Origin of the sequence: Sphaerothrix gracilis Ecp01, assembly GCF_030405905.1 — a bacterium.
GTDB classification, from domain to species: domain Bacteria; phylum Cyanobacteriota; class Cyanobacteriia; order Phormidesmidales; family Phormidesmidaceae; genus Sphaerothrix; species Sphaerothrix gracilis.
This window is the reverse complement of the sequence record NZ_JASATW010000013.1, coordinates 103,001-126,632: the sequence shown is the minus strand read 5'-3', so window position 1 is coordinate 126,632 and position 23,632 is coordinate 103,001. Positions and strand designations below refer to the sequence as shown.

The following is a 23,632-nucleotide window of genomic DNA, read 5'->3' as shown; positions in this document are numbered from 1 at the left end:
CTAAACCCGTCCACTAGCTCAAAGCTCCCGCTATTTTCTACCCATACTTAAAAAGTAGGGCACCGCGATCGCCACTTGCTGTAAGTTCAGCAGCCCTAGGGGGAAAGCCGCTGAATCTGCCAGCTACCGCTCTCAGCCGGAGTATATAAAAAGCGATCGTGCAGCCGCTTGGGTCGGCCTTGCCAGAACTCAAAGCTGGTGGGCACCACCCGATAGCCACCCCAAAAATCGGGCAGCGGGATCTCGCGATCGGCAAACTTCTGCTGTATTGCTTCAAACTGGGCTTCTAAAAACTGGCGCGAAGGGATCACGGCGCTCTGCTGTGATGTCCAAGCGCCTAGCTGACTGCCCCTGGGCCGACTTAAAAAATATTGCAGCGACTCGTCGGCTGAAATCCTGGCCGCCCTGCCGGTAATATGCACCTGTCGCTCTAGCGGCAGCCACAGAAATAAAAGCGAAACCTGGGGGTTAGCGTCAATTTGCTGGGCTTTGCGGCTGCCATAGTTGGTAAAGAAAACCAGTCCATTGCTATCAAAATACTTCAGCAGGACTGTCCGCTGAAAAGGGGCCGCCGCTGCCGCCGCTGTGGCCAACACCATCGCGTTAGGCTCGGTTAATTCGGCCTCACATGCCTGCTGAAACCACAGCTCAAACTGCTTAAAGGGATCTTGATTTAAGGTTTTGCGCTCCAGCCCCGCCTGGGTGTACTCTTGGCGCAAATCAGCAATGTTCATGCCTGCGGATTGGATTCTATACGACTTTCCTATTGTGAAAGAAAATAGAACATCGTAGGGGCACGACATACAACATTGCCGTGCCCCTATAGAACGAATCTAGGGCGGAAACTAGACCTTAGCAGGTTCTACCGCCTCATCGGCATGGAACCAGTCCGTGTGGAAGCTGCCCGATTTATCTACTCGCTCATAGGTGTGAGCGCCGAAGTAGTCCCGCTGGGCCTGGGTCAGGTTTTGCGGCAGGCGATCGCGGCGGTAGCTATCAAAGTAGTCTAACGACGCGCTAAAGGCAGGCACGGGAATGCCAATGCTGGCTGCCATCGCAATCACTTCGCGCCAAGCGGCCTGCCGATCTAAGATGGTCTGCTTAAACTCAGGCGCAAGCAGCAGATTGGGCAGATTGGGGTCTTCCTGGAAAGCGTGCTTGATTTTGTCCAGGAAGCGGGCGCGAATAATACAGCCCCCCTTCCAAATCCGCGCCGTCTCGCTCAGATTGAGGTTGTAGTTAAATTCTTTAGACGCGACACCGAGCAGTTCCATGCCCTGAGCGTAAGAGCAAATTTTAGAGCAGTAAAGCGCATCCCGAATCTTGTTGATGAACGCTTGGGTATCGCCGTCAAATTTTGCCGTCGGCCCGCTAAGCTGTTTGGAAGCCGCTACCCGCGCCTGTTTCTGGGCCGACATGATCCGGGCATTGACCGCCGCCGTAATCGTGGGAATAGTAACGCCAATTTGCAGCGCATTCACCACTGTCCAGCGTCCGGTTCCCTTCTGTCCGGCTGCGTCTAGAATCACCTCAACCAAAGGTTTACCCGTTTCCTCATCCATCTTGGTGAAAATGTCGGACGTGATTTCTACCAGAAAAGAATCGAGTTCCTCAGTCGTATTCCACTCTGAGAAAACTTCGTGTAGCTGGTTATGGTTCAGTCCCAGGCTGTTCTTGAGCAAATCGTAGGCTTCGGCAATCAGCTGCATATCGCCGTACTCAATGCCGTTATGCACCATCTTGACGTAGTGCCCTGATCCACCGGGGCCAATATAGGTGACGCAGGGGCCATCATCTACCTGAGCCGCGATCTTAGTGACAATCGGTTCGATAGAATCATAGGCTGCCTTGGTTCCACCCGGCATCAGACTAGGGCCATTCAGCGCCCCTTCTTCGCCGCCGCTAACGCCCATGCCAATAAAGCTAAGTCCGGTAGACTCTAGCTCCTTGACCCGGCGCTCCGTGTCTTCGTAGAGGGAGTTGCCGCCATCGATGATCATGTCGTCTTCCTGCAGCAGCGGCTTCAGTTGACCAATGACTGCGTCTACCGGGCTGCCCGCCTTCACCATCACCAAAATGCGGCGAGGACGCTCTAGAGAACTGACAAACTCCTCTAAGGAGTATGTGGCTTTAACGTTTTTGCCTTCTGCCCGCTGGGCCATAAAAGCGTCGGTCTTTTCAGCGGTGCGGTTGTATACGGCTACCGGAAAACCGTTGCGCTCTACATTCAGCGCCAGGTTTTCTCCCATGACCGCTAGACCAATTACACCAAAACTCTGTGCCATAGATTTCCTGCTTACTTCAGAAAGTGAATGTCGCTACTTGGTAAACAGGGTAAGAGAGTTTTTAAAAAATAGCCGATAGCCCTCAGGTTTTCTTTAGAGCTTAGCTCCGTAAGTTCACCTGGAACTTTTTAGAAAGTGCCTGACGAACTTTTTGATGCACTGGCTCAATGTCGGCATCAGTCAGGGTGCGATCTAATGAGCGGTAAACCAACCGGAAGGCGAGGCTGCGTTGACCCTCAGGGACGTTTTTACCCTGATACTCGTCAAATAGGGTGATTGACTCTAACAGCTTGCCGCCAGCTTGTGCCATAGACCGCTCTAGATCGGCAACGGCAACCTCAACGGGGGCAAAGAAAGCCAAATCCCGATCTGAGGCCGGATAGGCCGAGAACGGCTGAAATTCGATTGCCTCTCCGGTCTGCTTCTGCAGACAGCTCACAATGGTCGGCCAGTCTAGCTGAAATACATAGACCTCGTCGGGCAGATCTCGCTCGCGTCTCAGCTCTGGGTGTAGCTGCCCGAACAGACCCAGGCGCGTTTTGCCCCGCACCCACAGCGAAGCCGTCCGGCCCGGATGCAGGCGGGCGTCTTCGGCCTCTGGGCGGTAGGCTACGGTCAGTCCCAGCTTTCGGAAGACTGCCTCTAAGCTACCTTTTGCCTCGTACCAGGACATGGGTTGGGGCTGGCCGCTCGTGACCCAGTGTCCTTGACGGCGATCGCCCCCCAAAATACCGCCTACCTTTTCGCTTTCGATAATACCCGCCGCCTCTTGCTGAAAAATGCGGCCAATCTCAAACCCGTTCAGTGCTCCGTTGCCCTGCTCTAAGTTGAACTGAAACGCATCGATCAAACCAGAGATTAGATCAGCTCGCAGCGCTGAATACTCCGGCAGCAGCGGATTTGCCAATGTCACCTGATTGTCAGTTATTGGCTTAGTAACGGAGTAGTGCATTAGCTCCGTCAGTCCTGCTGCCCGGAATGCTTCTCGCAGTCGGCGGGCCAGCGCTACTTCCGGTGATAGGTAGCCTGCCCCCGTTTCACTGGGCAGCGTGTCGGCAAAGTGATCATAGCCATAGAGACGGGCAATTTCCTCAATCAGGTCAATCTCGCGCTCTAGATCGCGGTAGCGATAGGGGGGAACCTTCACCTGCCAAACCCCTGCAGTGCTGGTTGGCGCGGCCTCGCATCCCAGCTTAGATAAAACCCTTTCAACCGTTTTGGCTGTGAGCTGCACCACTTCACCAGACTCACGCACCGGCCCCAAAGTCTGATGCACTCGCTCTAAACGCAGTTCGATGGTGCGAGTTGGGATAATTTGGCCGATTGCGGTACGTTCAGTCGCTTGGGCCGTTATCTGAGCTTCAGCTAAATCCTGCATCAGCTGCAGGGCGCGGTTGCAGGCCAGCACCAGTTCTGCCGGATTGACGCCGCGCTCGTAGCGGGCTGAGGCTTCGGTGCGGAGTCCCTGGCTGCGGGCAGAGCGCCGAATAGCGGCTGAGTCAAAATAGGCAGCTTCTAAAACAACGTTTTGGGTGCCATCGTGTACTTCGGTATCAGCTCCCCCCATGACGCCTGCCAGCGCTACGGGCTGATCGTTAGCCGTAATCAGTAGCGTTTCGGATTTAAGCGATCGCGTTTGGTCATCTAGCGTTTTCAAGGATTCCTTCTCCTTGGCAAACCGGACGCCTAATGTCAGATCGTTGCTGCCTGCGGCGGCGCAGAGGCGATCGCGATCGAAAGCATGTAGCGGCTGGCCCCACTCCAGCAGCACGTAGTTAGTAATATCAACAATGTTATTGATCGATCGAGTTCCGGTTGCTTCTAGCCGCCGCTGCAGCCAGGTCGGCGAAGGGCCAATTTTGATCTGCTCTAAAACCGTGCCGATATAGATGGGGCAAGCTTTGGCATCGGGTAGATCAATCGTGAGACTGGTTTGACTGGCTGCTATGTGAGGATTGGGTGTTAGCGGCAGCTTTAGGGGCTTGCCCGTAATTGCCGCAACCTCGCGGGCCACGCCCACTAAGCTCAGGGCATCGGCTCGGTTGGCCGTTGAGGTGAGATCTAAAACAACATCATCTAGGCCCAGCAAAGGCCGCACATCCTGGCCGACCTGTAGGTCTTTATCCGCTGAAAAAACATGAATGCCGGCTGAATCTTTTGCCAAGCCCAGCTCGGCCAGTGAACAAATCATGCCGGCTGAAGGGACTCCCCGCAGCTTGCGCGGCTTGATTTTGAGGTCAACAACGGGCAAATAGGTATCGACTTTGGCTACGGCCACATAGATATCGGCTTTCACATTGGCTGCTCCGCACACAATCGTCGAAGGCTGCTCAGCTCCAATATCTACCTGACAGACGCTCAACTTATCGGCATCGGGATGGGGATCGCGCTGCAGTACCTTACCGACGACGACGCCATCGGCCCAAGTCCAGCGATCTTCAATATCTTCAACCTCAAATCCAGCCATCGTTAACGCCTCGGCTAGCGCCTCGGCGGGGAGATCGATATCGACGTATTCTTGCAGCCAGTTTAAGGAAATGCGCATCGGGCTTGTGAAGATGAAGATAGTGAGTAGGGCTTTAGCGCATTTATTTTACCGTTTCTGCTGAGCGATCGCCTGAGCGATTGCCCGGTAAAACCTGAGCCAGCTAGGCTTATGGCGCTAACTTCAAACAACAACCTTGCAGTTTGCCCTCGGCGGCTACTAGCTAGATTGCTGACGATAAACAGACAGATGTTCTCTCATGTTACGCACTGCAAAAACTCTATTAGCACATTAATTTTCTAAGGTGTATGCTCTAAATACTGATCTAGTGTCTAACAACGACCGTTCCCTTAAAGATTTACAGATGCAGCATTTTTTTCATAAATTCTTTACTGGATTTTAGGGGGATGGGGCACTTTACCCCTCTTCGGATCAGGGAATAATTAAAGTAATCTGGCATTAGACAGAGCTTTCTGGTGCATAGTCAATCCTTCTTGGGAAATAAGTGAGTTTGTGTGCCTAGGTGCTTTTTGCTATTGACAGTACAATTCCTGAGTAAGTGAGGCTGCATGAGTTACTGCATCAACCCAGCCTGCCCCCGGCCCAAAAATTCTGCGTCAGCGATGCAGTGTCAAGCCTGCGGCATGCCTCTTTTAGTACGCGATCGCTACCGCGTTGTGAGAGCGCTTGGCCGTGGTGGTTTTGGTGCAACTTTCTTAGCCAAAGACGAGGTCTTGCCGGGACGTCCGGCCTGCGTTATCAAGCAGCTCCAGCCTTCCGCCGACTCGCCCCATGTGCTGCAGATGGCCAGAGAGCTGTTTCAGCGGGAAGCTAAAATTCTCGGCAAAATCGGCAATCATCCCCAGCTACCGCGTCTGCTGGACTACTTTGAGATGAACCAAGAATTTTTCCTGGTGCAAGAGTTCATCAATGGCGCCACCCTGCAGTACGAAGTCAAGTCTAGGGGCGCTTTTAGCGAAGCAGGCGTGAGGCAGTTTCTCAGTGAGATTTTGCCAATGATGCAGTACGTGCATAGCTATCAGATTATTCACCGCGATATTAAGCCCGCCAACCTAATTCGCCGCGAACAGGACAAAAAACTGGTTCTGATTGATTTTGGCGCGGTCAAAGACAAGGTTAGCCCTGTGCGGGCTGACAGTTCTGAGCAGACGGCCCTAACCGCCTACGCTATTGGGACTCCCGGCTACGCGCCGCCAGAGCAGATGGCGATGCGCCCGGTCTATGCCAGCGATATCTATGCTATTGGAGTCACCTGCGTTTATTTACTAACGGCCAAATCTCCCAAAGACCTCGACTACGATCCGGCAACTGGCGAACTGCTCTGGCGCGATCAGGTTCATATCAGTGAGCATTTTGCCCAAGTACTCGAAAAGATGCTGGATATTTCAGTGCGGCACCGCTACCAGTCAGCAGAAGCTATTCTGCGAGATTTAGACCTAGAGCCTTATTTAGAAAGTTTGGCTCAGAATATGGCGGTGCAGCCCAGCAGTGGCCCCCTATCGGGTCCTCACAGCGGTAGCACCTCCGGCTCGCTGCGACAGGGAACGCCCTCCTCCCCCACTTCTCGCATGGCGGCGGCAATTCGCGCGCAGCGGGAACGCTCCGCCACGAAAAGCGGGACGACAGGTGTTGGCCGCCGGGGTCGGCGCTCTCTTTCTTTTAATGGGACCTACAGCGATCGCGCTTCTCACTCATCAGCGACCTCTGCTTCAGGGCATCTGAAAAAATCGGGGCCGATGTCGGCAGACGATATCAAAACCTACTACGTCAAAGGAATGCGCGATTTTTCGATGCAGTCCTTTGAGCGGATTAACTTGGCCCGCGTCAATCTCAGCCACAGCAACTTTACCCAGTCCCAGCTACCAGGGGCTAACCTGCAAGGCGCTGACCTGACGAGCGGCAATCTAGGCCGGGCCAATCTGGTTCGGGCCAGTCTAAAAAATGCCAGATTAGAACGGGCCTACTTCAACTACGCCAACTTGGAAGGGGCTGATCTGCGTGGGGCTTGTTTGGCCGGCGCCTGCCTGACCAACGCTAACCTGCGCGGGGCTAATCTTTGCGGGGCGGATCTGACTGGCGCTCAAATCAACTCCGACCAGCTAGCAATGGCTCGCACCAACTGGGCCACCATTTATCCCAACGGCAAGCGGGGGCTGCTGCAGGGCTAGCTCAGCGGGCGGTTGACCATCATCACTGACACAGTTGCTCCGACCTCAATCTGCCTTTGCCCGACAGGCACAACGGCTAGAGCATTGGACTGGGCCAGGTTAATCAAATTGCCGGAGCTGTGACTTCCCCCGGAAAGAGAGAACACAAATCCGCTGGGAGTAGCTTGGAGCTGCCCCCAAAGATAAGTTTCGCGCTGACCGCTAGCCCGGAGAGGATGCTGCGATCGCGCTGTAGTCATTACGGGCTGCCAGCTACCAGATAGGCCAGACAGCTTTCGCAGGGCTGGCTCCACGAATCGCCAAAAGCTGACCAAGGCTGAAACAGGATTGCCGGGTAAACCAAAATACAAAGTCTGGAGCGATGGGGCAGCCAGCGTGGAGCGGCTTTGCAGTTTAGCTTTAGCCGCCGGGGTAAAGGTGGCAACCGTCAGCGGCTTACCCGGCTTAACGGCCACGGCTCGCACCTGCAGTTCTGCCCCCAAATCTTTCAGCACCTGATCGACATAGTCATAATCACCCACTGAAACGCCGCCGGAAGAGAGCACTATGTCGGCTTGACTGACTGCCTGGGCGATCGCCGTTTTGAGGGCGGCGATGTCATCGGGTACGCTTCCTAGGCTCAGCGGCTCGGCTCCGGCTAGCGTCAGCAGCGCGGCAAGCGCATACTGGTTGGAGTCTACAATTTGTCCCGGCTGCAGCGGCTGGTGCGGATCGACTAGCTCATTGCCAGTAGATAAAATAGCGACCTTGGGGCGGCGATAGACCGGAATTTCAGTGCATTGAGCGGCTGCTAGAACAGCGACTGCTGGCGCACTGAGAACTGTGCCAGCGGTTAGCAGCGGGTTGCCTGCTTGGTAAAAGCTGCCTCGGTGCCTGACAAAAGCCTGCGGTTCTGGAGCGCTGAGAATCGTGACGCGATCGCCCTGTCTCTGCGTTTGCTCCTGCATCACAATCGTATCGGCCCCTGCTGGCAGCATCGCGCCCGTCAGGATACGAGCCGCCTGTCCGGCCTGAACCGATTTTTCAGGCGACTGACCCGCCGCAATCTCTTCGATCACATCTAGGCTAACTGGCTGCTCAGCCGTACAGGACTGCACGTCGTCGTAGCGAACCGCGTAGCCGTCCATAGCTGAGTTGTCCCAGTGGGGAAAGTCAAGCTGGCTAGCGACCTCAGCCGCTAGAATACGGCCAGCGGCGGCCTGTAGTGGCACAAATTCGCGATCGCGCTCCGGATCGAGCGGCTGTACTTGCTCAAGAATCAGAGATTCAGCTTCACGGACAGAAATCATTTTGATTCAGCAGTCTGTATTTTTATTGAAAATTTGAGTTGAGGCTGAAACTTTTTTTACTTTCCAGCTATCACTCTCTAGCAGGAAGCCAGGTTGCCCTCTGCTGTATAAGATCAAACAAAAAGGAAATAATTACCTGCTTTGTCTATCTGTCTTAATGCCAGCTAGGGCAAAGCTGTTTCATCTTAGGGTTGCGAAATCTATAGGTAAGTTTGGAGGATAAAATTCTATGTCTAAGTTTGCAAATTGGCGGTCAAGTAGCGCTGTTCTAGCAGCCGTTGGCATGATGGCGGGGGCTGCTACTCCCATTGTAGTGGCCGCCCCGGCGACCGCTCAACAGGCCAGCTTTTCAGATGTGAGCTTTAACTACTGGGCCCGTCCTTTCATTGAGCGCCTAGCGGCTGAGAATATCATTGCTGGTTTTCCAGACGGCACTTTTAAGCCCAATCAGCCCGTAACGCGTGCTCAGTTTGCCGCCATTGTTCAAAAAGCTTTTGAGCAGGCCGCAACCCGCAATGCCCGCAGCTTTCCTGACGTACCCGCCAACTACTGGGCCAGCGAAGCTATCCGCAATGCCTATATCAGCGGCTTTTTGTCGGGCTATCCCAACGGTACTTTTCAGCCCAGTCAAGAAATCCCCAGGGTGCAAGTTCTGGTGTCTCTAGCGAACGGTCTAGGCTTCAACGCTGACGGTGCTGTGAACCAAATTTTAGACATCTACGGCGATGAGGGCCAGATTCCCGACTACGCTCAAGATGAGGTGGCGGCGGCGACCCAGCGCCGGGTAGTGGTCAACTACCCCGAAGCCCGCTTTCTCAATCCGCAGCAGGTCGCGACCCGCGCCGATGTCGCTGCCTTTGTCTATCAGGCTCTAGTGGCCCAAGGCCAGCTACCTGCGCTGAGCAGCGATGTCACAGCGACTGCCTACGTTGTTGGCTACACCCCTTCTGGCAATACTGGCTCTAATCCAACGCCTCCTGGTCAAAACGCTAATCTGCGGATACCTGCCGATACCAGCGTCAATGTTCGCTATCCCAACGCTAATAATCAGAATGTCGATATTGTGGTAGCGCCAGGACAGACCGTAGCGATCGCTCTGGAAGTTGAGGAGCCTATTCGCAACGCCAGCGGCCAGATATTAGTGCCGGTTGGCAGCTCTATCCAAGGCCGAATCGTGCCGGTCAACATTCAGGGATCTTCTATTACCGCCGCTAAGTATGTGGCCGATCAGCTGACCATCGGCAACCAGTCCTACAACATTCGGGCTGAGTCTAGCCCCATTGCGGCCACCCAAAACGTCAGCCAGACGACTCTGCAGGGAGCGCTGGTTACAGCGGCGGCTGAGTCGATCATTGGCGGTATCCTGGGCAACCGTAATCTAGGCGGTATCATTGGTCAGGTAATCACGGGCAATGACAATACGACTTCTCAAAGCGCCGTTGTTGTCATCCAGCCCAATCAGCTTGATTTGCGCGTTATCTCTGACTTCTATGTCAGCGGTGTGCAGTAAGTGCAGCCCAACCAGAGCTAAATAGTTTTCATAGCCGTCCTTGGTTCAAGGGCGGTTTTTTGATGGGCGTTACCAAGGGATGAAGCAATCGTCATATTAGTCAGGCAATTAGCCACAATTTGCTGAAAAGACTTGCGATCGCGACCTGTGAACCTAGATTCTGGTTAATAACAATGATAGTCTTTTTATCATTGACTTAAGTCAATCTATTATTTTTTAGGAATAGATTTAGTTAAATTTGAGAGTCGTGATCAGCTTGGGTTGCTGTTTCGTAGCTCGAATGATAACTACGAATCTATCAAAACCGCTGGTGGATCTCATGCAAATAACGAATCGAATTAACTTTAGAAATCTACGGGGCGATCTCTTTGGCGGTCTAACTGCTGCCATTATTGCTCTGCCTATGGCTTTGGCTTTCGGCGTCGCCTCAGGGGCAGGCGCTGCTGCCGGCCTGTGGGGCGCTGTTTTAGTCGGCTTTTTTGCCGCTCTGTTCGGCGGCACGCCAACGCTAATTTCAGAGCCGACTGGCCCCATGACCGTGGTCATGACTACCGTCATTGCCAGCTTGACGGCCTCTAATCCCGAAAACGGACTGGCAATGGCTTTTACAGTCGTGATGCTAGCCGGAGTTTTTCAGATCGCCTTAGGGGCTTTGCGGCTGGGCCGCTATGTCACCCTGATGCCCTACACCGTTATTTCCGGTTTCATGTCGGGTATTGGCATCATTCTGATTATTTTGCAAACGGCGCCTTTCCTGGGACAGGCCAGTCCAGAAGGTGGCGTCATCGGCACATTGGTCAATCTGCCGGCTCTCCTCAGCAATATCAGTCCGGCAGAAACTTCGTTGGCCGTTCTGACAGTCGCCTTGCTGCTGTTTACACCGGCTAAGGTCAAGCGTTTTGTGCCTTCTCAGCTGATTGCCCTGGTGGTGGGTACCTTAGTTTCTCTGTTTCTCTTTCAGGACGTAGATATCCGCCGCATCGGCGAAATTCCGATGGGATTGCCCGAACTGCATCTGCCTGTCTTTACCCTGGGTCAGTTGCGGCTGATGCTGGTAAATGCCGCTGTTTTGGGGATGTTGGGCTGCATTGATGCGCTGCTGACCTCTGTTGTGGCCGATAGCCTCACGCGCACCGAACACGATTCCAATAAAGAGCTAATCGGACAGGGCTTGGGCAATATTGCCTCTGGTTTGTTTGGCGGCATTGCTGGTGCCGGAGCCACTATGGGAACGGTAGTCAATATTCAGTCGGGCGGTCGGACGGCGCTATCGGGTTTAACGCGAGCGTTTATCCTGCTGGTGGTCATTGTGGGGGCTGGCAGCCTGACAGAGATCATCCCAATGGCGGTACTGGCCGGAATTGCCCTGAAGGTCGGTATTGACATTATTGACTGGAGCTTTCTCAAGCGCGCCCATCATATTTCGATTAAGGGGGCAGCGATTATGTATTTGGTCATAATCTTGACCGTCTTTATAGACCTGATTGCCGCCGTTGGCATTGGCGTGTTTGTGGCCAACGTGCTGACGATTGATCGGCTCAGCAAGCTGCGAGCCGAAGAAGTGAAAGCTGTCACCGATGCTGACGACATGATTACGCTCAACGATGAGGAAAAAGCGCTGTTGGATCAGGCCGATGGTCGGGTTCTCCTCTTTCACCTCAGCGGCCCCATGATCTTTGGCGTAGCTAAGGCGATCGCTCGGGAACATAACGCGGTTAGCCACTGCGAGGCGCTCATCCTCGATCTCAGCGACGTGCCTCATGTGGGGGTCACTTCTTCCCTGGCGATTGAAAACGCTATTCAGGAAGCTTTGGATGAAAAGCGGCATGTTTTCATTGTGGGCGCAGCCGGACAAATCAAGCGGCGTTTAGAGAAGATGGGCGTATTTGATGATATTCCAGCTCAGCGACTGCTGATGGATCGCACTGAAGCGCTTAGACGAGCGGTTGCAGCTGTTCAGGAGTTGAGTCCGGCAGAAGTGGCTAAATCTGTGAGCCGGTAAACAGTAGCGCTGCCATGCCCTGAGGCTGTATACAAGTACCTACAGCTTCTAATTTTTATCTGCAATGTCCAACGATTCCAGTTTCGATGCGGCGGCCTATGTGACGCTGATGGCCCAGGTCTTGAACCTGCCGATTCCAGAGGATATCAAAGCCAGCGTCACTGAAAATTTTCAGCAAATTCAGGCGATCGCTCAGCCTGTGATTCAGTTTCCGCTGCCGGACGATCTCGAAGCCGCTCCCATTTTTAAACCATGATGTCTGCCGATGCGACCGCGATCGCCCAGGCCGTCCAAGCCCAGTCAACTACGGCTGAGACGCTGATTACCCGTGTTCTGACTCAAATTGAGCGTTATGACTCGCGGCTGAACTGCTTTACGGCTGTGCTGGCCGAAACGGCTTTGGCCGCTGCTCGGCAGGTCGATCAGGCGATCGCGATGGGGCAGTCGCCGGGGCCGCTGGCGGGGGTTCCTTTTGCGGTTAAGAATCTGTTTGATATCGAGGGCAAGGTGACGCTGGCCGGTTCCAAAATCAACCAAGTGAATCTGCCTGCGAGTCAGGATGCCACCGCGATCGCCCGGTTGAAGCAGGCCGGGGCGATCCTGGTAGGGGCGCTGAATATGGACGAGTACGCCTATGGCTTTGTCACCCTCAATAGCCACTACGGCGCTACGCCCAATCCCCACGACCTCAGCCGCATGTCGGGCGGATCTTCGGGCGGATCAGCCGCTGCTGTAGCTGCTGGCCTTGTGCCTTTGACCCTGGGTTCTGATACCAACGGCTCAATTCGGGTGCCAGCCTCTTTTTGTGGTATCTATGGCCTGAAGCCAACCTATGGTCGCCTGTCGCGGGCCGGAGCGTACTTGTTCTCGGCCAGCCTCGATCATATCGGGCCGTTTGGCCGCTCGGTGCGGGATGTCGCGACTGCCTACGACGTGCTGCAGGGGCCGGATGAGAGCGATCCGGTTTGCAGTGGGCGATCGCCTGAGCTGACAGTTCCCCAGCTCGATCGCGGTATAGGCTCACTCCGCATAGCCATTGCTGACGATCACTTTGCCCAGGGAATGCAGGCCGAAGCGGCAGCGGCTGTAGACCGAGTCGCGGCGGCGCTCAATGTGCGACAGCGGATTACCCTGCCAGAAGCAGCCAGGGCCAGGGCCGCTGCCTATCTAATCACCGCCAGCGAAGGCAGTAATTTGCACCTGCCGCGTTTACGCGATCGCCTGATGGACTTTGACCCTGCTACCCGCGATCGCTTCGTCGCTGGGGCGATGATTCCGGCTAGCTGGTATTTACAGGCCCAGCGGTTTCGGCGCTGGTACCGCGACCGGGTACAGGCGCTGTTTCAAACCGTAGACGTAATCTTAGCTCCCACTACGCCCTGCATCGCCCCGCCCTTAGAACAAAAAAAATTGATGATTGAGGGGCAGGAATTCCCCCTTAGACCCCATCTGGGACTGTACACTCAGCCCCTTTCCTTTATCGGCTTGCCCATCATCTCAGTGCCCGTAGCGCTGCCAAACTCGTTGCCCATTGGCGTGCAAATTATCGCTGCTCCCTACCAAGAGGCCGCAGTGCTCAGGGTTGCCGCCTACCTAGAGCAGCAGGGCATCACCGCAGCGCCAATCGCCAATCTAGCTGCCTAATTTTAGGAGCGAGCAGAGTGCGGCTGTCCCAATTTAATCAACCCTAGAGATATCTTCGGGCTGGGCATGACCGTTGACTTTACCCAACTGCTGGCGCACGTCGTCGATGGCCTCATTGAGCTGAGCAATTTTGTCTTCTAGACCCCGACGGGCCATTTCTATGCGAGCTTCGGTGAGCGGGGTAGCCTGATGCCCAGCCTTATCGCCACTGTTGGACAAAAGCAGTTCGTCCGTATCGGCCTGCTGTCTGCGGGAAGCGACCACCACCCCTAAAACGCCGCCCACAAGACTGCCCAAAAAGGCCCCTGTAATAAATCCGGCTGTAAAGTAGTTGTCCTGCTGGCTCATGACAGAGATACAAAAATCGAGTGTTTTCTAGACTAAAATCCCGGCGCTAAAAGCGGGACTAACAGGCTAAGTGCCAAAGGTGCGATCGCCTGCATCGCCTAAACCTGGCACAATAAATCCTTTTTCATTCAGTCCTTCATCTATAGTGGCAGTATAGAGGGTTAACGCCGGATAGGCTTCTGCTAATTTTTGCAAAGCCTGGGGTGCCGCCACCACAGAGATGATGCGTACCAGGGCTGGATCAACGCCGCGCTGAGTTAGCTCAGCCATCGCCGCTAACATAGTACCGCCGGTAGCAAGCATCGGTTCGCTAATCAAAATCCGGGCTTGGGGGTCAAACTGGGCAGGAAATTTGTTTAAGTAGCAGGATGGTTCTAGAGTTTCTTCATTGCGAACGAAACCAATATGATAAACCGAGGCTAATGGCAGTAAGGCTTGAGCGCCTTCCAGCAAAGCCAGCCCCGCCCTCAGAATTGGAACAATGGCAACGGGTACTTCCGGATTGATGAAAGTGGCTGGACTTGAACCCAACGGCGTTTCAACCGCGCTGTCTACCACGGGCAGCCATTCTCGAATAGCCTCGTAGGTGAGCCAGCGACCTAGCTCAGTCATGGCGCTGCGAAACAGCACTGAGGGCGTGGCGGCATCCCTAGAGACCCCCAGCCAATGCTTGATTAAAGGGTGCGGCGGCACATAAACCCGAAGTTGGAGAGCCATAAGTCAGATCGCGAAAATCTGAACCATCATACTGCGATCGCTGGTCTTATATCGTATTTTCGGGAGAGAAGTTTTTGCGAGCCATGTGTCTTGAGCGATGATTTTGATGTGATTGTGGTTGGGGCGGGCCTGGGTGGACTGGTTACGGCCACGCAGCTTGCGGCCAAGGGCGCCAAGGTGTTAGTGCTAGAGCGCTACCTGATTCCCGGCGGCAGTGCCGGATATTTTGAGCGGGAAGGCTATCGCTTTGATGTGGGCGCGTCGATGATTTTCGGCTTCGGGCAGCAGGGGACGACGAATCTGCTAACGCGGGCGCTCAAAACTGTCGGCATGAGCCTAGAAACTATCGCTGACCCGGTACAGATTCACTACCATTTGCCCCAGAACCTCAGTCTCAAAGTTCACCGCGACTACGAACAGTTTTTAGCCGAACTGGGCGATCGCTTTCCGGCTGAGCGTTCCGGTATTCGCCAGTTTTATGATGAGTGCTGGCGCGTATTCCACTGTCTCAACACCATTGAGCTGCTGTCTTTGGAAGAACCCCGCTATGTAGCCCGCGTGTTTCTGCAAAATCCGCTGGCCTGTCTAGGGTTGGCTAGGCGGCTGCCGGTCAATGTCGGCAGCGTGGCGCGGCGCTATCTACGAGATCCAGAATTGCTGAAATTTATTGATATGGAGTGCTACTGCTGGTCAGTGGTGCCTGCCGATCGCACGCCGTTGATTAATGCCGGTATGGTATTTAGCGATCGCCACTATGGCGGCGTCAACTATCCTAAAGGCGGCGTGGGACAGATTGCGCAAAAGCTAGCGCAAGGACTGCAAGCTGTTGGGGGCCAGATTCACTATCGCGCCAGAGTGACCCAAATCATCACTGAGCAAGGGCAGGCTGTGGGCGTCAAGCTAGCTTCTGGCAAAATTTACCGGGCGCAGCGGATTGTCTCCAACGCTACCCGCTGGGACACATTTGAAAAACTGCTGTCCGACTGGCCCCTCCCTGCGGCAGAGCAGACCTGGCAGCAGCGCTATCAGCAATCTCCTAGCTTCGTTAGCCTGCATCTGGGCGTCAAGGCTGAGATCCTGCCCGCCGATACCGAATGTCACCATATCCTGCTGGACGACTGGCAAAAGATGGAAGCGGCAGCGGGAACGGTGTTTGTCTCCATCCCGACGCTGCTAGATCCTGATCTAGCGCCTGCGGGGCGGCAGATTATCCATGTCTTTACGCCCAGCTGGATCAAGTCTTGGCAGGGCTTGGCTCCCCACCAGTACCAGGCTAAGAAGGCGGCGATCGCTGCCCGACTGATTCAGCGGCTAGAGCGCATTCTGCCGGGAGTGACGACGGCGATCGCCTACCAGGAAGTCGGGACTCCCCGCACCCACCGCCGCTTTTTGGGGCGCGCGAATGGTACCTATGGCCCCATCCCCGCCAAGCGATTGCCGGGACTCTTGGCTATGCCATTTAACCGCACGGCTGTTCCAGGACTCTACTGCGTAGGCGACAGTACCTTTCCCGGTCAGGGACTCAATGCGGTCGCGTTTTCAGGCTTTGCTTGCGCTCACCGGATTGCTGTCGATCTGGGCCTAAAAGCTTGAAACCCAGCTCAATCCAGCAACCCTCAAAACTCTATCAAAGCTCTGTGCCAAAACCGATGGAGGGCGTGCCCATTGAGTCGTAAACAGCTAGATCATCGGGGACGTTGGCATCTTCATCAACAATGCCGCCCAGGGCCGGAGAAGAAAGAATTTCTGAAACCGGAATAAAGTTTCTGCCTCGGCTTGGCTCCCCGGCGGCCTGATTAATCTGATCGGCTACTGCTTCTAAAGACTGCCCGCCCGAACCCAGTTCCCCGGTTCTGGACTCCAGAGGCCCTAGATCGGTGGCAGATCCCTGTAGTTCATCCGCCCCGGATGGAACCGCGATTAGGCCGATTAGGCCCAGTGTGAGCCAGGTAAAAGAGATAAACCGCATCATAGCTTTCTCCTATATAAAGTGCTGAACAAACAGGGATGGCTGAAGTGATGGCCGATAGCACTCTAAGTTCTTACTGTTAGTAAATTCTGAAAAAATGGCTGCTACGCTCTGTCAGATGCTGACAAAGCTAGGCTGATTAGCCAAGCTATTCGGCTTTACCGTAACAGGAAAATCACCAAAATCCTAACGTAGTTTTTCGGATTTTCCTGTTACAGGACTTACCTTTTATTAAAGCCGAAATAAAGGGCGATCGCCTCTATCGAAAGAAGTTTCTCAACTTTTGTAACCAACCTATTTCTGCTGTCGGCGCGGCAGGGGTAGCTGTTGACGGTGCGGGCGAAGTGGCAGGAGACACAGCGGTTTCGGACGGAGCCGCAACAGTTTCTAGCTGCTCAATGGCTTTGTCAGTGGCTGTTTGTACAGCTGTTTTAGTGGATTCAACTGTTTCTGTCACAGACTGGCTGGCCTCGGCGGAGGGGGTAGATAGCTGCTCAGCCGCCTGGTCGAGATCCGCTGAAACCTGACGAGTTGTGGTTTCTAAAGTTTGCTTAGCGGAGTCTACAGCTGTATCAATTGCGTCTGCGGCTAGCTTATCGGCAGAGGCGGCACTGGCTACGGGGGGCTGATTGTCGCGGGCGGCAGCTTTTTCTGCAGCGGTCTGACTGGCGGTTTCTAAGGTTTCAGTCACAGCTTTGGTGGCTGACTCGATAGTAGCTTCAATGTCGTCGGCTGCCGCTTCAATTTCCTGGGTGGTGAGAATCTCGGTTTCGCTTTCAGCCGTTTCGGTGACTTCCTCTAAATTGGCATTGATGGCCTGAACGGCAGACTCTAGCTTTTCTTTGATCGTTGCGTCGGCGTTCTGCAGGCTGTTTTTGAGATCAACGGCAGCAGGAGAGGCTTCGGCGGCAGAGTCAATGACGGGTTCAGCCGCTAGCGCAGCAGGGGTTCCCAGCGCTAAAAGCCACAGCCCAAGACTTAAAACTGCCGCTGTCAGAGCGCGCTGCCTGTTTGAGATTAAAGGTCTGAAGAAATGAGAGGGAAATTGCATAGGGAGAAAAAGTTATCGGCGTCTTTATTCAAGCGGAATTTGGCGATCGCTGCCGTCAGTCAGATCACGACTGGGTGCGATCGCTCTTAATTTTTATTTCAAAGTAGCAAAATCTCGCAAGTTCCCCCCTAGTTGCTTCGCCCTTGGCCTCAAACTAATCAGTCTGAGTCTCGTCTGGCTCAGCCGCAATCGCCGCTGGTAGCCAAACCACAAAGGTAGTGCCTACGCCAACTGCAGAGGTGAAGCTAACTTTGCCCTGCAGCAGCTCTACGATATTGGCCACAATTGTCAGCCCCAAGCCTGTACTGTCGGGCAGGCGGGCGCTGTAGCTAGACTGATAAAAAGGTTCAAAAATACGACTTTGATCTTCTGGGTGAATGCCAATTCCTGTATCGGCGATCGCAATTTCAAATCCGTCGGTCCGCGTGGAGCAAACAATCTCAACTTTACCGACCTCTGTATAGCGAATACCGTTGCTCAGCAAGTTGGTAACGACCTGCTGCAGTCTGAGTGAGTCTGTAACAATTTCTGTCTTGTCTAAGGCGTAGTTTTTGACTAAATCCAGGTTCTTATCATTAGCTAAAGGCTCTAATACATCAATAACGCCATTGATGAGCTGGGGAAGGTTGACAGGCAAAACTTTGAGCTTAATTTTGCCCGCCTTATAGCGAGAAATTTCTAAAGCATCGTTAATAATTCGCAGCAGGTTGCGCGCATTTCTCAAAACCCGCTCAATTTGCTTTAGATCTCGATTGTCATTATCGCTTTGGGGATCAATTTTATTGCGTTTAATAATTAAATCTGAATAGCCAATAATTGAATTTAGAGGATTTTTTAGCTCATGGGCTAGGCGAGAAATATTGTCCTGCTGCGCCGCGACTAGACGGCTTAATTCTTGATTGGTCAGCAGTAGCTGGCTTTTGACTTGTTCTAGATCGTCTAAAACTTCTGAGGTATATTTTTTGAAACAGCGACCTACGACCATATCAATCGCAAGATCAATTAGGCGAAAAATTCTAATAGCCTCAGTTGTGTCGAGCTGATTTAGCTCTGATGCTAAATTGGAAAAAATAATTTGTCGTAAAATGCCGTATTCTCGCATCAGCTCTTCGGCATCGAATCCTTGCTGTGCTCTGAGGATGCCATGCTCGATTGCCTGCTCAATCAGCAGCGAGATTTCGCTTTCTTCAGACTGGGATAGGATACTAGACAGTGCTTCAATCAGTAGAGGAACGCTATTACGGACTGATTGATAGGCTAAGTTTCTAGCGCTGGTGACAATTTTGTCTTTTTGAACATCCTCGACCCATTCTTGAACAATCAGCTCGGACTTATTGGCAAGTACTTTTCCAATGTCCATTCGATTTAAAGACAAACAACTTTCAGCGAAAACTAATTGTGTTTACGACAGAGAGATGAACTAAAAGCAACGAAGCGCGCAGTAGGCATAGCAGGCATCAATGGATTCCTATAGATTATCTCAGGCATTGACGGCGAAGGCCAGCTTAATGATTTTCGAGTTTTTTAAGAAAGTTTGCAATCTGTTTCTAAAAACTTTAGATTTGCGTTGGTAAATCTCAGCATCCTGTTGGATTGTGTCTATCGCTGGCTGAGGGAAATTTAGCTGTAGTTCCGCGAGTCCCGCTATCAAAAAGTGCTCTGCTGATCAGCGCAAACAGCCGATAATCATGCCTGCCAAAAGCACAAAGCCGATGCTGACGTTCTGACGAAAAAGACGGCCATAAAGCTGACCGGGCGGGTTATAGCGGTTGAGCTGAGCATACTGCCAGCCCCAAAGCCCTGCTGCGATCGCCAGCGTTAGCCAAAATGCCAGATTTAGTCCCAAATGCCAGCCCAAAAGCCCTAACATCAGCCCCGTTCCAGCAAAGCATAGACCTACAGCTAAGGGAGCCCGCTGCCCAAAAAACAGAGCGCTAGAACGAACGCCAAGCTGCTGATCGTAGGTGCGATCGGGAATGGCGTAGATGGTGTCAAAGCCCAGCGTCCACAGCACCGTTGCCCCCCACAGCAGCCAGGTTGCCAGCTCCAATCGTGCTGTCACCGCTGTCCAGCTAATCAGTACGGCAAAGCCCCAGGCAACGGATAGAACGAGCTGCGGTACCGGGAAAACTCGCTTAGCCAAGGGATACAGCACAATCACCGGAACGGCGATGACGCAGAGCCAGAAGCTGAGGGGATTCAGGTAGCGGGCTAGAAAAAAGGCGCAGATAAAGGCGACAACAGCAACGACCAGCCCGGTCTTAATGGACAAGGCCCGTGAAGCCAGGGGGCGATTGCGGGTGCGCTGCACCTTGGGGTCAATGTTACGATCCCACAGGTCGTTGATGACGCAGCCAGCGGCGCTAGTTGCCAACGTCCCCAGCACGATGACGCCGACCAGTAAGACCGGCGGTGTCCCAGCGGCGGCTAAAAAAACGGCCCACAGCGCCGGAATCATGAGAATTAGACGGCCTGCAGGTTTATCCCAACGCAGCAGACGCAAAACGGTAATCCAAGTGGCCTCTGTTTTCGGCGAGGGCTGACTAACCATGAGCAGTAGAATAACGGCGATATTTTAAGAATATCGGGTTACTATGCCAATCTGGGCAGCAGAATTCTCCAAGCCCCAGCGATCGCGCGCTAGCGCCAATAGCGCCGCAGCTCTTTTCTCAGCCGCTCAATTTCAGCCCGGTTGCCGTTTTCATCCCCCATTTTTTGATGCTGGAGCTTTTTATGAGCCAGTTCTGCTGCTAGCTGCATCAACTGCCGCTGTTGCTTAGTAGAAAAGCCCATCGCCGCCAGCAGTTTGTACGCCTTGGGGCTGGCGATCGCCCGGTAGCAACTCCGGGACAGTACCCAGGGGACTTCATCCACCAGATGTGTTCGCAGGCGAGCACGATCGCAGCGGGCCGCTAGCCACCACAGCAGCAGCATCGCCAAGCACAGCGCTCCGTAGTTAAATACAGCCACCAAAATGGCAATATCGGAACGCACCTCAATCAGAGCGATCGCGCCGTTATGCACCAGATGCAGCGCCATTGCCGTTAGCAGGCCGGTCGTGACCGTCACCACCCGGCCTAGGGGATTGTGCATATAGCGAGCTAGACCGAAGCCGATGCCAACAATGGCGGTCCAAAAGCCGTGCAGTCCGCCAAAAACAATGGTACGCAACACAAATAGGGAAAGCCACTCCTCCCAGCTACTTGTTCCTGCCAGGTACAAAATGTTCTCCACATAGGCAAAGCCGAAGCCTGCCATTGCCCCATAGACCATACCGTCTACCCAGCCGTCGAACTCATGCCGCCGGGTGTAGTAAAGCACGGCAACGGCGATCGCTTTGGCAAATTCTTCCGTTACAGGAGCGCCAATTGCTGACTGGATCAGCTCTGACTGCAGCGAGTCCTGTCCTAAAATTGTCTCAATCGGCAGAGCTAAGCTAATCTGCAGCCGCAGCGCCAGCACAATTGCCGGCACGGCCCCCCAGCAGAAAGCAGAAATCAGATAGCGGGCAGGCTCTTTCTCAAAGCGATCGATACTCCTGACTAGCCAAGTGTAAAAGTAGGCAGGGATAGCAAGGGCGAGAGCGGTGAGCGGCAGGGACATTGGGTGGGGGAAAGGTGGGGAAGGTAAGGGAGGTGGGGATAGTGGCTGATTGAAAGCGGCGCTAAATGAGCATGGGGAAATCGTGTTCTTTACGTGAACTCATAACGCTTTAGCGTTTCAGTTCGTGACAGCGGATATCTGTAGTGAGCCTGAGATTTTCAGCCTAGGCGAGATGGCGTGCTTTGCTATTTCTACAGGCGAAAAAGATTATTCTCCTGAAACTTGCACAAATACGGTGCGCTGGCGGGGGCCGTCGAGTTCACAGAGGAGGATGGACTGGTAGGTGCCCAGGGCGAGTTGACCGGCGACGATGGGGATAAGTTCGCTGTTGTGCAGGGTAATAGCCATCAGGTGAGAATGGGCATTGATGGGTTCGTCAGGGGGAACATCTCGCAGGTGCAGGTCGTTGTGCAAGTAGCGATCGCCTGGTGGGGCGAGCTTGCGCAGGTAGGTTTTGATGTCGGCCAGCAGCCGTTCTTCATATTCGTTGACGGCTAGAGCGGTGGTGGTGTGGCGTGAAAAGACTAAAACCTGGCCGTTTTGCACACCGCTTGCGGTGACGAAGGCTTGAACTTGGGGGGTGAGATTGTAGAGTCCGATGGCTTCATCCGTAGACAACTCTAGAACCTGGTGCTGAATTGACATGGGCGTTTTCAGTGGTAAGCCTTCCCAGTTTACGGAGGAATTGCTTCTAAAATAGTGAGTATGGCCGTAGATATCGCGGCGAGGTCTAGCTGTTTGAGGGGAGGCTAATGATGCCCCTGCTGCAACCCGCTGATGCCCAAATGCGATCGCTGTTAGAGAGCGTTCAGGCGATCGCAGTGGTGGGTCACTCTCATAAGCCTGAGCGCCCCAGCTATCAGATTGCGCAGTTTCTACGGCAGGTGGGCTACCAGATCTATCCGGTCAATCCAGGCAGGTCGGAAATTGACGGCCTGCCTTGCTATCGCTCTCTGGCCGAAGTACCCGCTGCGGTTGACTTGGTCAATGTTTTTCGTCGCTCAGAGCACCTGCCAGGGATCGTCGAGGATGCGATCGCTGTTGGGGCTAAGGCTCTCTGGGCGCAGCTTGGCATTCACCATGAAGGGGCGGCTCAGCGGGCGGCTGAGGCCGGACTGGTCGTGGTTACAGATGCCTGCATCAAAATTGAGTATTTACGTTTGGGTCTATCTGGGCGATCGCCTTCTACTCGTTAGCCTGTTTGTTTGCTGGCTGGTGTTCCTATGTTTCGTAACTTCTCGCTGCCGCGCTGGTTTTTGATCTTTTTCAGCAGTCTAGGACTGGTCGTAGGTGGCTGGCTGCTTCAGCTTTTGTTAGCTTCAGCCCCGGCGGCAACTTTTCCCAAACTAGAAACCGCGCCAATTCCTGCCGAAATCACGCCCTCAGACAGCGTGCTGCAAGCGGCTCTGAATATGGCAGAGCAGGCTAGCGCTACGACCCAAACGGCCCAGACGCCCCAAGACTGGAGCGTGGCCATGAGCCAGTGGGCTGAGGCGATGACATTAATGCAGTCGGTACCCCGCTCTGACCCACAGCGGCTATTCGCCCAGCGCAAAGCCGATGAATTTTTGCGCCACCTCCAAGCCGCTCAGGCAAAAGCAGCAGGGACAGTTCCCGCCGTTTTTCCTACCCTGGGCAGCGACATTTTAGATGAACAGCTAGCGGGCTATCTCTCCTACATTGCCGCCGTGGGGGTACCGGACGTGCTGATTGTGGGCAGTTCTCGCGCTCTGCAAGGCGTGGATCCGCAGGCGCTACAGCAGGCGCTTGCCCAACAAGGATTCTCGGATCCCAAAGTGTTTAATTTAGGCGTCAACGGGGCAACGGCTCAGGTCGTCAATTTCCTGGTGCAGCGGTTATTAACCCCTGAGCAACTGCCTGAACTCATTCTGTGGGCTGGTGGCTCGCGCTCTTTTAACAGCAGCCGGGTCGATCGCACTTTTGCCGGGGTCTTAGACTCACCGGGCTATCAGGCCTTTTTAGCCGGAGAAAAACCCAGCTTCAAGGACAGCGATCGCCTCCTGACGCCGACCCAGCCTCTTGATGCCTACGGCTTTTTTCCCGTAGAGCAGCGCTTCAATCCCAGCACCTACTATCAGCAGTTTCCCCGCATCGCCGGTCAGTACGATGCGGACTATACCCGCTTTAGCTTAGATGGTCTGCAAACGCGATCGCTGACCTCCTTTGCCAATTTTGCGCGATCGCAGGATATACCGCTGTTCTTCATCAACCTGCCGCTAACTCAGGACTATTTAGACTCGGCTCGCTTACGGCGAGAGCGCCAGTTTCAAACCTATTTGCAGCAGCAAAGCCAGGCCCTAGATTTCGGCCTCATCGACCTCGTACAGCAGTGGCCGACTCAGAATGGCTACTTTGCTGACCCCAGCCACCTCAATCGCTATGGCGCAGCGGCGATCGCCCAGCAGTTGGCCAACCGCCCAGATATTCCCTGGTCGGTGCTGCAAACATCGTCTGACGATAGCGATTGACGCCGCCGATACGTCCTTGTAGGGGTACGGCAGGCCACACCCCCTACACAA

20 protein-coding genes are annotated in these 23,632 nt (G+C 54.0%); 8 read left to right on the top strand and 12 right to left on the bottom strand.

The genetic code is table 11. The features are described 5' to 3' along the window. Nucleotides 1–95: 95 nt before the first annotated feature. From pdxH to pheT, 3 genes are all read right to left on the bottom strand, one after another. Entirely contained in the window at nt 96–734 is a 639-nt protein-coding gene (gene pdxH, locus QJQ48_RS16060; RefSeq protein WP_346292253.1) for a pyridoxamine 5'-phosphate oxidase, read from the bottom strand. Between the two features lie 111 nt (nt 735–845). Next, entirely contained in the window at nt 846–2,285 is a 1,440-nt protein-coding gene (gndA, locus tag QJQ48_RS16055; protein ID WP_346292252.1) for an NADP-dependent phosphogluconate dehydrogenase, read from the bottom strand. Nucleotides 2,286–2,385: 100 nt separating this feature from the next. After that, nucleotides 2,386–4,830 (bottom strand): phenylalanine--tRNA ligase subunit beta, encoded by a 2,445-nt coding sequence (gene pheT, locus QJQ48_RS16050; RefSeq protein WP_346292251.1) that lies wholly within the window; start codon nt 4,828–4,830, stop codon nt 2,386–2,388. 509 nt (nt 4,831–5,339) lie between these two features. Between pheT and QJQ48_RS16045 the strand changes: the two genes are divergently transcribed. Further along, entirely contained in the window at nt 5,340–6,959 is a 1,620-nt protein-coding gene (locus QJQ48_RS16045; protein WP_346292250.1) for a serine/threonine-protein kinase, read from the top strand. On the opposite strand, the gene QJQ48_RS16040 is transcribed toward QJQ48_RS16045, so the two are convergent. Next, nucleotides 6,956–8,248 (bottom strand): molybdopterin molybdotransferase MoeA, encoded by a 1,293-nt coding sequence (locus QJQ48_RS16040; protein WP_346292249.1) that lies wholly within the window; start codon nt 8,246–8,248, stop codon nt 6,956–6,958. The genes QJQ48_RS16045 and QJQ48_RS16040 overlap by 4 nt on opposite strands. 229 nt (nt 8,249–8,477) lie before the next feature. Here QJQ48_RS16040 and QJQ48_RS16035 point away from each other — a divergent pair, with 229 nt between their 5' ends. The 4 genes from QJQ48_RS16035 to QJQ48_RS16020 all read left to right on the top strand — a co-directional run bounded on the left by QJQ48_RS16035 (nt 8,478) and on the right by QJQ48_RS16020 (nt 13,404). Further along, on the top strand, nt 8,478–9,758 hold the full coding sequence (locus tag QJQ48_RS16035; RefSeq protein WP_346292248.1) for an S-layer homology domain-containing protein: 1,281 nt from the start codon (nt 8,478–8,480) through the stop codon (nt 9,756–9,758). Between the two features lie 319 nt (nt 9,759–10,077). Further along, nucleotides 10,078–11,760, top strand: coding sequence for a bicarbonate transporter BicA (gene bicA, locus QJQ48_RS16030; protein WP_346292247.1), 1,683 nt, complete (start codon nt 10,078–10,080; stop codon nt 11,758–11,760). A gap of 64 nt (nt 11,761–11,824) precedes the next feature. Next, a complete protein-coding gene (locus QJQ48_RS16025) occupies nt 11,825–12,016 on the top strand; it encodes a DUF4089 domain-containing protein (RefSeq protein WP_346292246.1) in 192 nt (63 codons plus the stop codon). Beyond that, nucleotides 12,013–13,404, top strand: a complete 1,392-nt coding sequence (locus tag QJQ48_RS16020; protein ID WP_428843056.1) for an AtzE family amidohydrolase — start codon at nt 12,013–12,015, stop codon at nt 13,402–13,404. The genes QJQ48_RS16025 and QJQ48_RS16020 overlap by 4 nt, the downstream gene beginning before the upstream one ends. 33 nt (nt 13,405–13,437) lie before the next feature. On the opposite strand, the gene QJQ48_RS16015 is transcribed toward QJQ48_RS16020, so the two are convergent. Continuing rightward, nucleotides 13,438–13,752, bottom strand: a complete 315-nt coding sequence (locus QJQ48_RS16015; RefSeq protein WP_346292245.1) for a ssl2009 family thylakoid membrane protein — start codon at nt 13,750–13,752, stop codon at nt 13,438–13,440. Nucleotides 13,753–13,818: 66 nt separating this feature from the next. Further along, nucleotides 13,819–14,469, bottom strand: coding sequence for a uracil phosphoribosyltransferase (gene upp / locus QJQ48_RS16010; RefSeq protein WP_346292244.1), 651 nt, complete (start codon nt 14,467–14,469; stop codon nt 13,819–13,821). Nucleotides 14,470–14,559: 90 nt separating this feature from the next. Here upp and crtH point away from each other — a divergent pair, with 90 nt between their 5' ends. Then, on the top strand, nt 14,560–16,062 hold the full coding sequence (gene crtH / locus QJQ48_RS16005; protein WP_346292243.1) for a carotenoid isomerase: 1,503 nt from the start codon (nt 14,560–14,562) through the stop codon (nt 16,060–16,062). 34 nt (nt 16,063–16,096) lie between these two features. On the opposite strand, the gene QJQ48_RS16000 is transcribed toward crtH, so the two are convergent. From QJQ48_RS16000 to QJQ48_RS15975, 6 genes are all read right to left on the bottom strand, one after another. Next, complete coding sequence (locus tag QJQ48_RS16000) at nt 16,097–16,441, bottom strand: hypothetical protein (protein WP_346292242.1); 345 nt, start codon at nt 16,439–16,441, stop codon at nt 16,097–16,099. Between the two features lie 256 nt (nt 16,442–16,697). After that, nucleotides 16,698–17,489, bottom strand: a complete 792-nt coding sequence (locus tag QJQ48_RS15995) for a prolipoprotein diacylglyceryl transferase (RefSeq protein WP_346292241.1) — start codon at nt 17,487–17,489, stop codon at nt 16,698–16,700. A 154-nt stretch (nt 17,490–17,643) separates the two neighbouring features. Further along, nucleotides 17,644–18,849 (bottom strand): sensor histidine kinase, encoded by a 1,206-nt coding sequence (locus QJQ48_RS15990; RefSeq protein WP_346292240.1) that lies wholly within the window; start codon nt 18,847–18,849, stop codon nt 17,644–17,646. A gap of 306 nt (nt 18,850–19,155) precedes the next feature. Continuing rightward, on the bottom strand, nt 19,156–20,040 hold the full coding sequence (locus QJQ48_RS15985) for a 4-hydroxybenzoate solanesyltransferase (protein ID WP_346292239.1): 885 nt from the start codon (nt 20,038–20,040) through the stop codon (nt 19,156–19,158). A gap of 89 nt (nt 20,041–20,129) precedes the next feature. Further along, entirely contained in the window at nt 20,130–21,092 is a 963-nt protein-coding gene (locus tag QJQ48_RS15980) for a PrsW family intramembrane metalloprotease (RefSeq protein ID WP_346292238.1), read from the bottom strand. A gap of 207 nt (nt 21,093–21,299) precedes the next feature. Then, nucleotides 21,300–21,737 carry a secondary thiamine-phosphate synthase enzyme YjbQ gene (locus QJQ48_RS15975; protein ID WP_346292237.1) on the bottom strand — a complete coding sequence of 146 codons (438 nt, stop codon included), beginning with the start codon at nt 21,735–21,737 and terminating at the stop codon, nt 21,300–21,302. 110 nt (nt 21,738–21,847) lie between these two features. Between QJQ48_RS15975 and QJQ48_RS15970 the strand changes: the two genes are divergently transcribed. After that, nucleotides 21,848–22,288: a CoA-binding protein gene (locus tag QJQ48_RS15970; RefSeq protein ID WP_346292236.1), complete on the top strand. Its 441-nt coding sequence runs from the start codon at nt 21,848–21,850 to the stop codon at nt 22,286–22,288. A 27-nt stretch (nt 22,289–22,315) separates the two neighbouring features. After that, a complete protein-coding gene (locus tag QJQ48_RS15965) occupies nt 22,316–23,581 on the top strand; it encodes a hypothetical protein (protein ID WP_346292235.1) in 1,266 nt (421 codons plus the stop codon). The last annotated feature ends 51 nt before the right edge of the window (nt 23,582–23,632 follow it).

Bases quoted from the DNA above. Each gene is read 5' to 3' on its own strand.
- QJQ48_RS16045 (WP_346292250.1), top strand. From the start codon at position 5,340: ATGAGTTACTGCATCAACCCAGCCTGCCCCCGGCCCAAAAATTCTGCG.
- QJQ48_RS15980 (WP_346292238.1), bottom strand. From the start codon at position 21,092: ATGTCCCTGCCGCTCACCGCTCTCGCCCTTGCTATCCCTGCCTACTTT.
- QJQ48_RS15975 (WP_346292237.1), bottom strand. From the start codon at position 21,737: ATGTCAATTCAGCACCAGGTTCTAGAGTTGTCTACGGATGAAGCCATC.
- QJQ48_RS16040 (WP_346292249.1), bottom strand. From the start codon at position 8,248: ATGATTTCTGTCCGTGAAGCTGAATCTCTGATTCTTGAGCAAGTACAG.
- QJQ48_RS15970 (WP_346292236.1), top strand. From the start codon at position 21,848: ATGCCCCTGCTGCAACCCGCTGATGCCCAAATGCGATCGCTGTTAGAG.
- QJQ48_RS15990 (WP_346292240.1), bottom strand. From the start codon at position 18,849: ATGGACATTGGAAAAGTACTTGCCAATAAGTCCGAGCTGATTGTTCAA.
- pdxH (WP_346292253.1), bottom strand. From the start codon at position 734: ATGAACATTGCTGATTTGCGCCAAGAGTACACCCAGGCGGGGCTGGAG.
- QJQ48_RS16000 (WP_346292242.1), bottom strand. From the start codon at position 16,441: ATGATGCGGTTTATCTCTTTTACCTGGCTCACACTGGGCCTAATCGGC.
- QJQ48_RS16035 (WP_346292248.1), top strand. From the start codon at position 8,478: ATGTCTAAGTTTGCAAATTGGCGGTCAAGTAGCGCTGTTCTAGCAGCC.
- bicA (WP_346292247.1), top strand. From the start codon at position 10,078: ATGCAAATAACGAATCGAATTAACTTTAGAAATCTACGGGGCGATCTC.
- gndA (WP_346292252.1), bottom strand. From the start codon at position 2,285: ATGGCACAGAGTTTTGGTGTAATTGGTCTAGCGGTCATGGGAGAAAAC.
- QJQ48_RS15985 (WP_346292239.1), bottom strand. From the start codon at position 20,040: ATGGTTAGTCAGCCCTCGCCGAAAACAGAGGCCACTTGGATTACCGTT.
- pheT (WP_346292251.1), bottom strand. From the start codon at position 4,830: ATGCGCATTTCCTTAAACTGGCTGCAAGAATACGTCGATATCGATCTC.
- QJQ48_RS16015 (WP_346292245.1), bottom strand. From the start codon at position 13,752: ATGAGCCAGCAGGACAACTACTTTACAGCCGGATTTATTACAGGGGCC.
- QJQ48_RS16020 (WP_428843056.1), top strand. From the start codon at position 12,013: ATGATGTCTGCCGATGCGACCGCGATCGCCCAGGCCGTCCAAGCCCAG.
- upp (WP_346292244.1), bottom strand. From the start codon at position 14,469: ATGGCTCTCCAACTTCGGGTTTATGTGCCGCCGCACCCTTTAATCAAG.
- QJQ48_RS15965 (WP_346292235.1), top strand. From the start codon at position 22,316: ATGTTTCGTAACTTCTCGCTGCCGCGCTGGTTTTTGATCTTTTTCAGC.
- QJQ48_RS16025 (WP_346292246.1), top strand. From the start codon at position 11,825: ATGTCCAACGATTCCAGTTTCGATGCGGCGGCCTATGTGACGCTGATG.
- QJQ48_RS15995 (WP_346292241.1), bottom strand. From the start codon at position 17,489: ATGCAATTTCCCTCTCATTTCTTCAGACCTTTAATCTCAAACAGGCAG.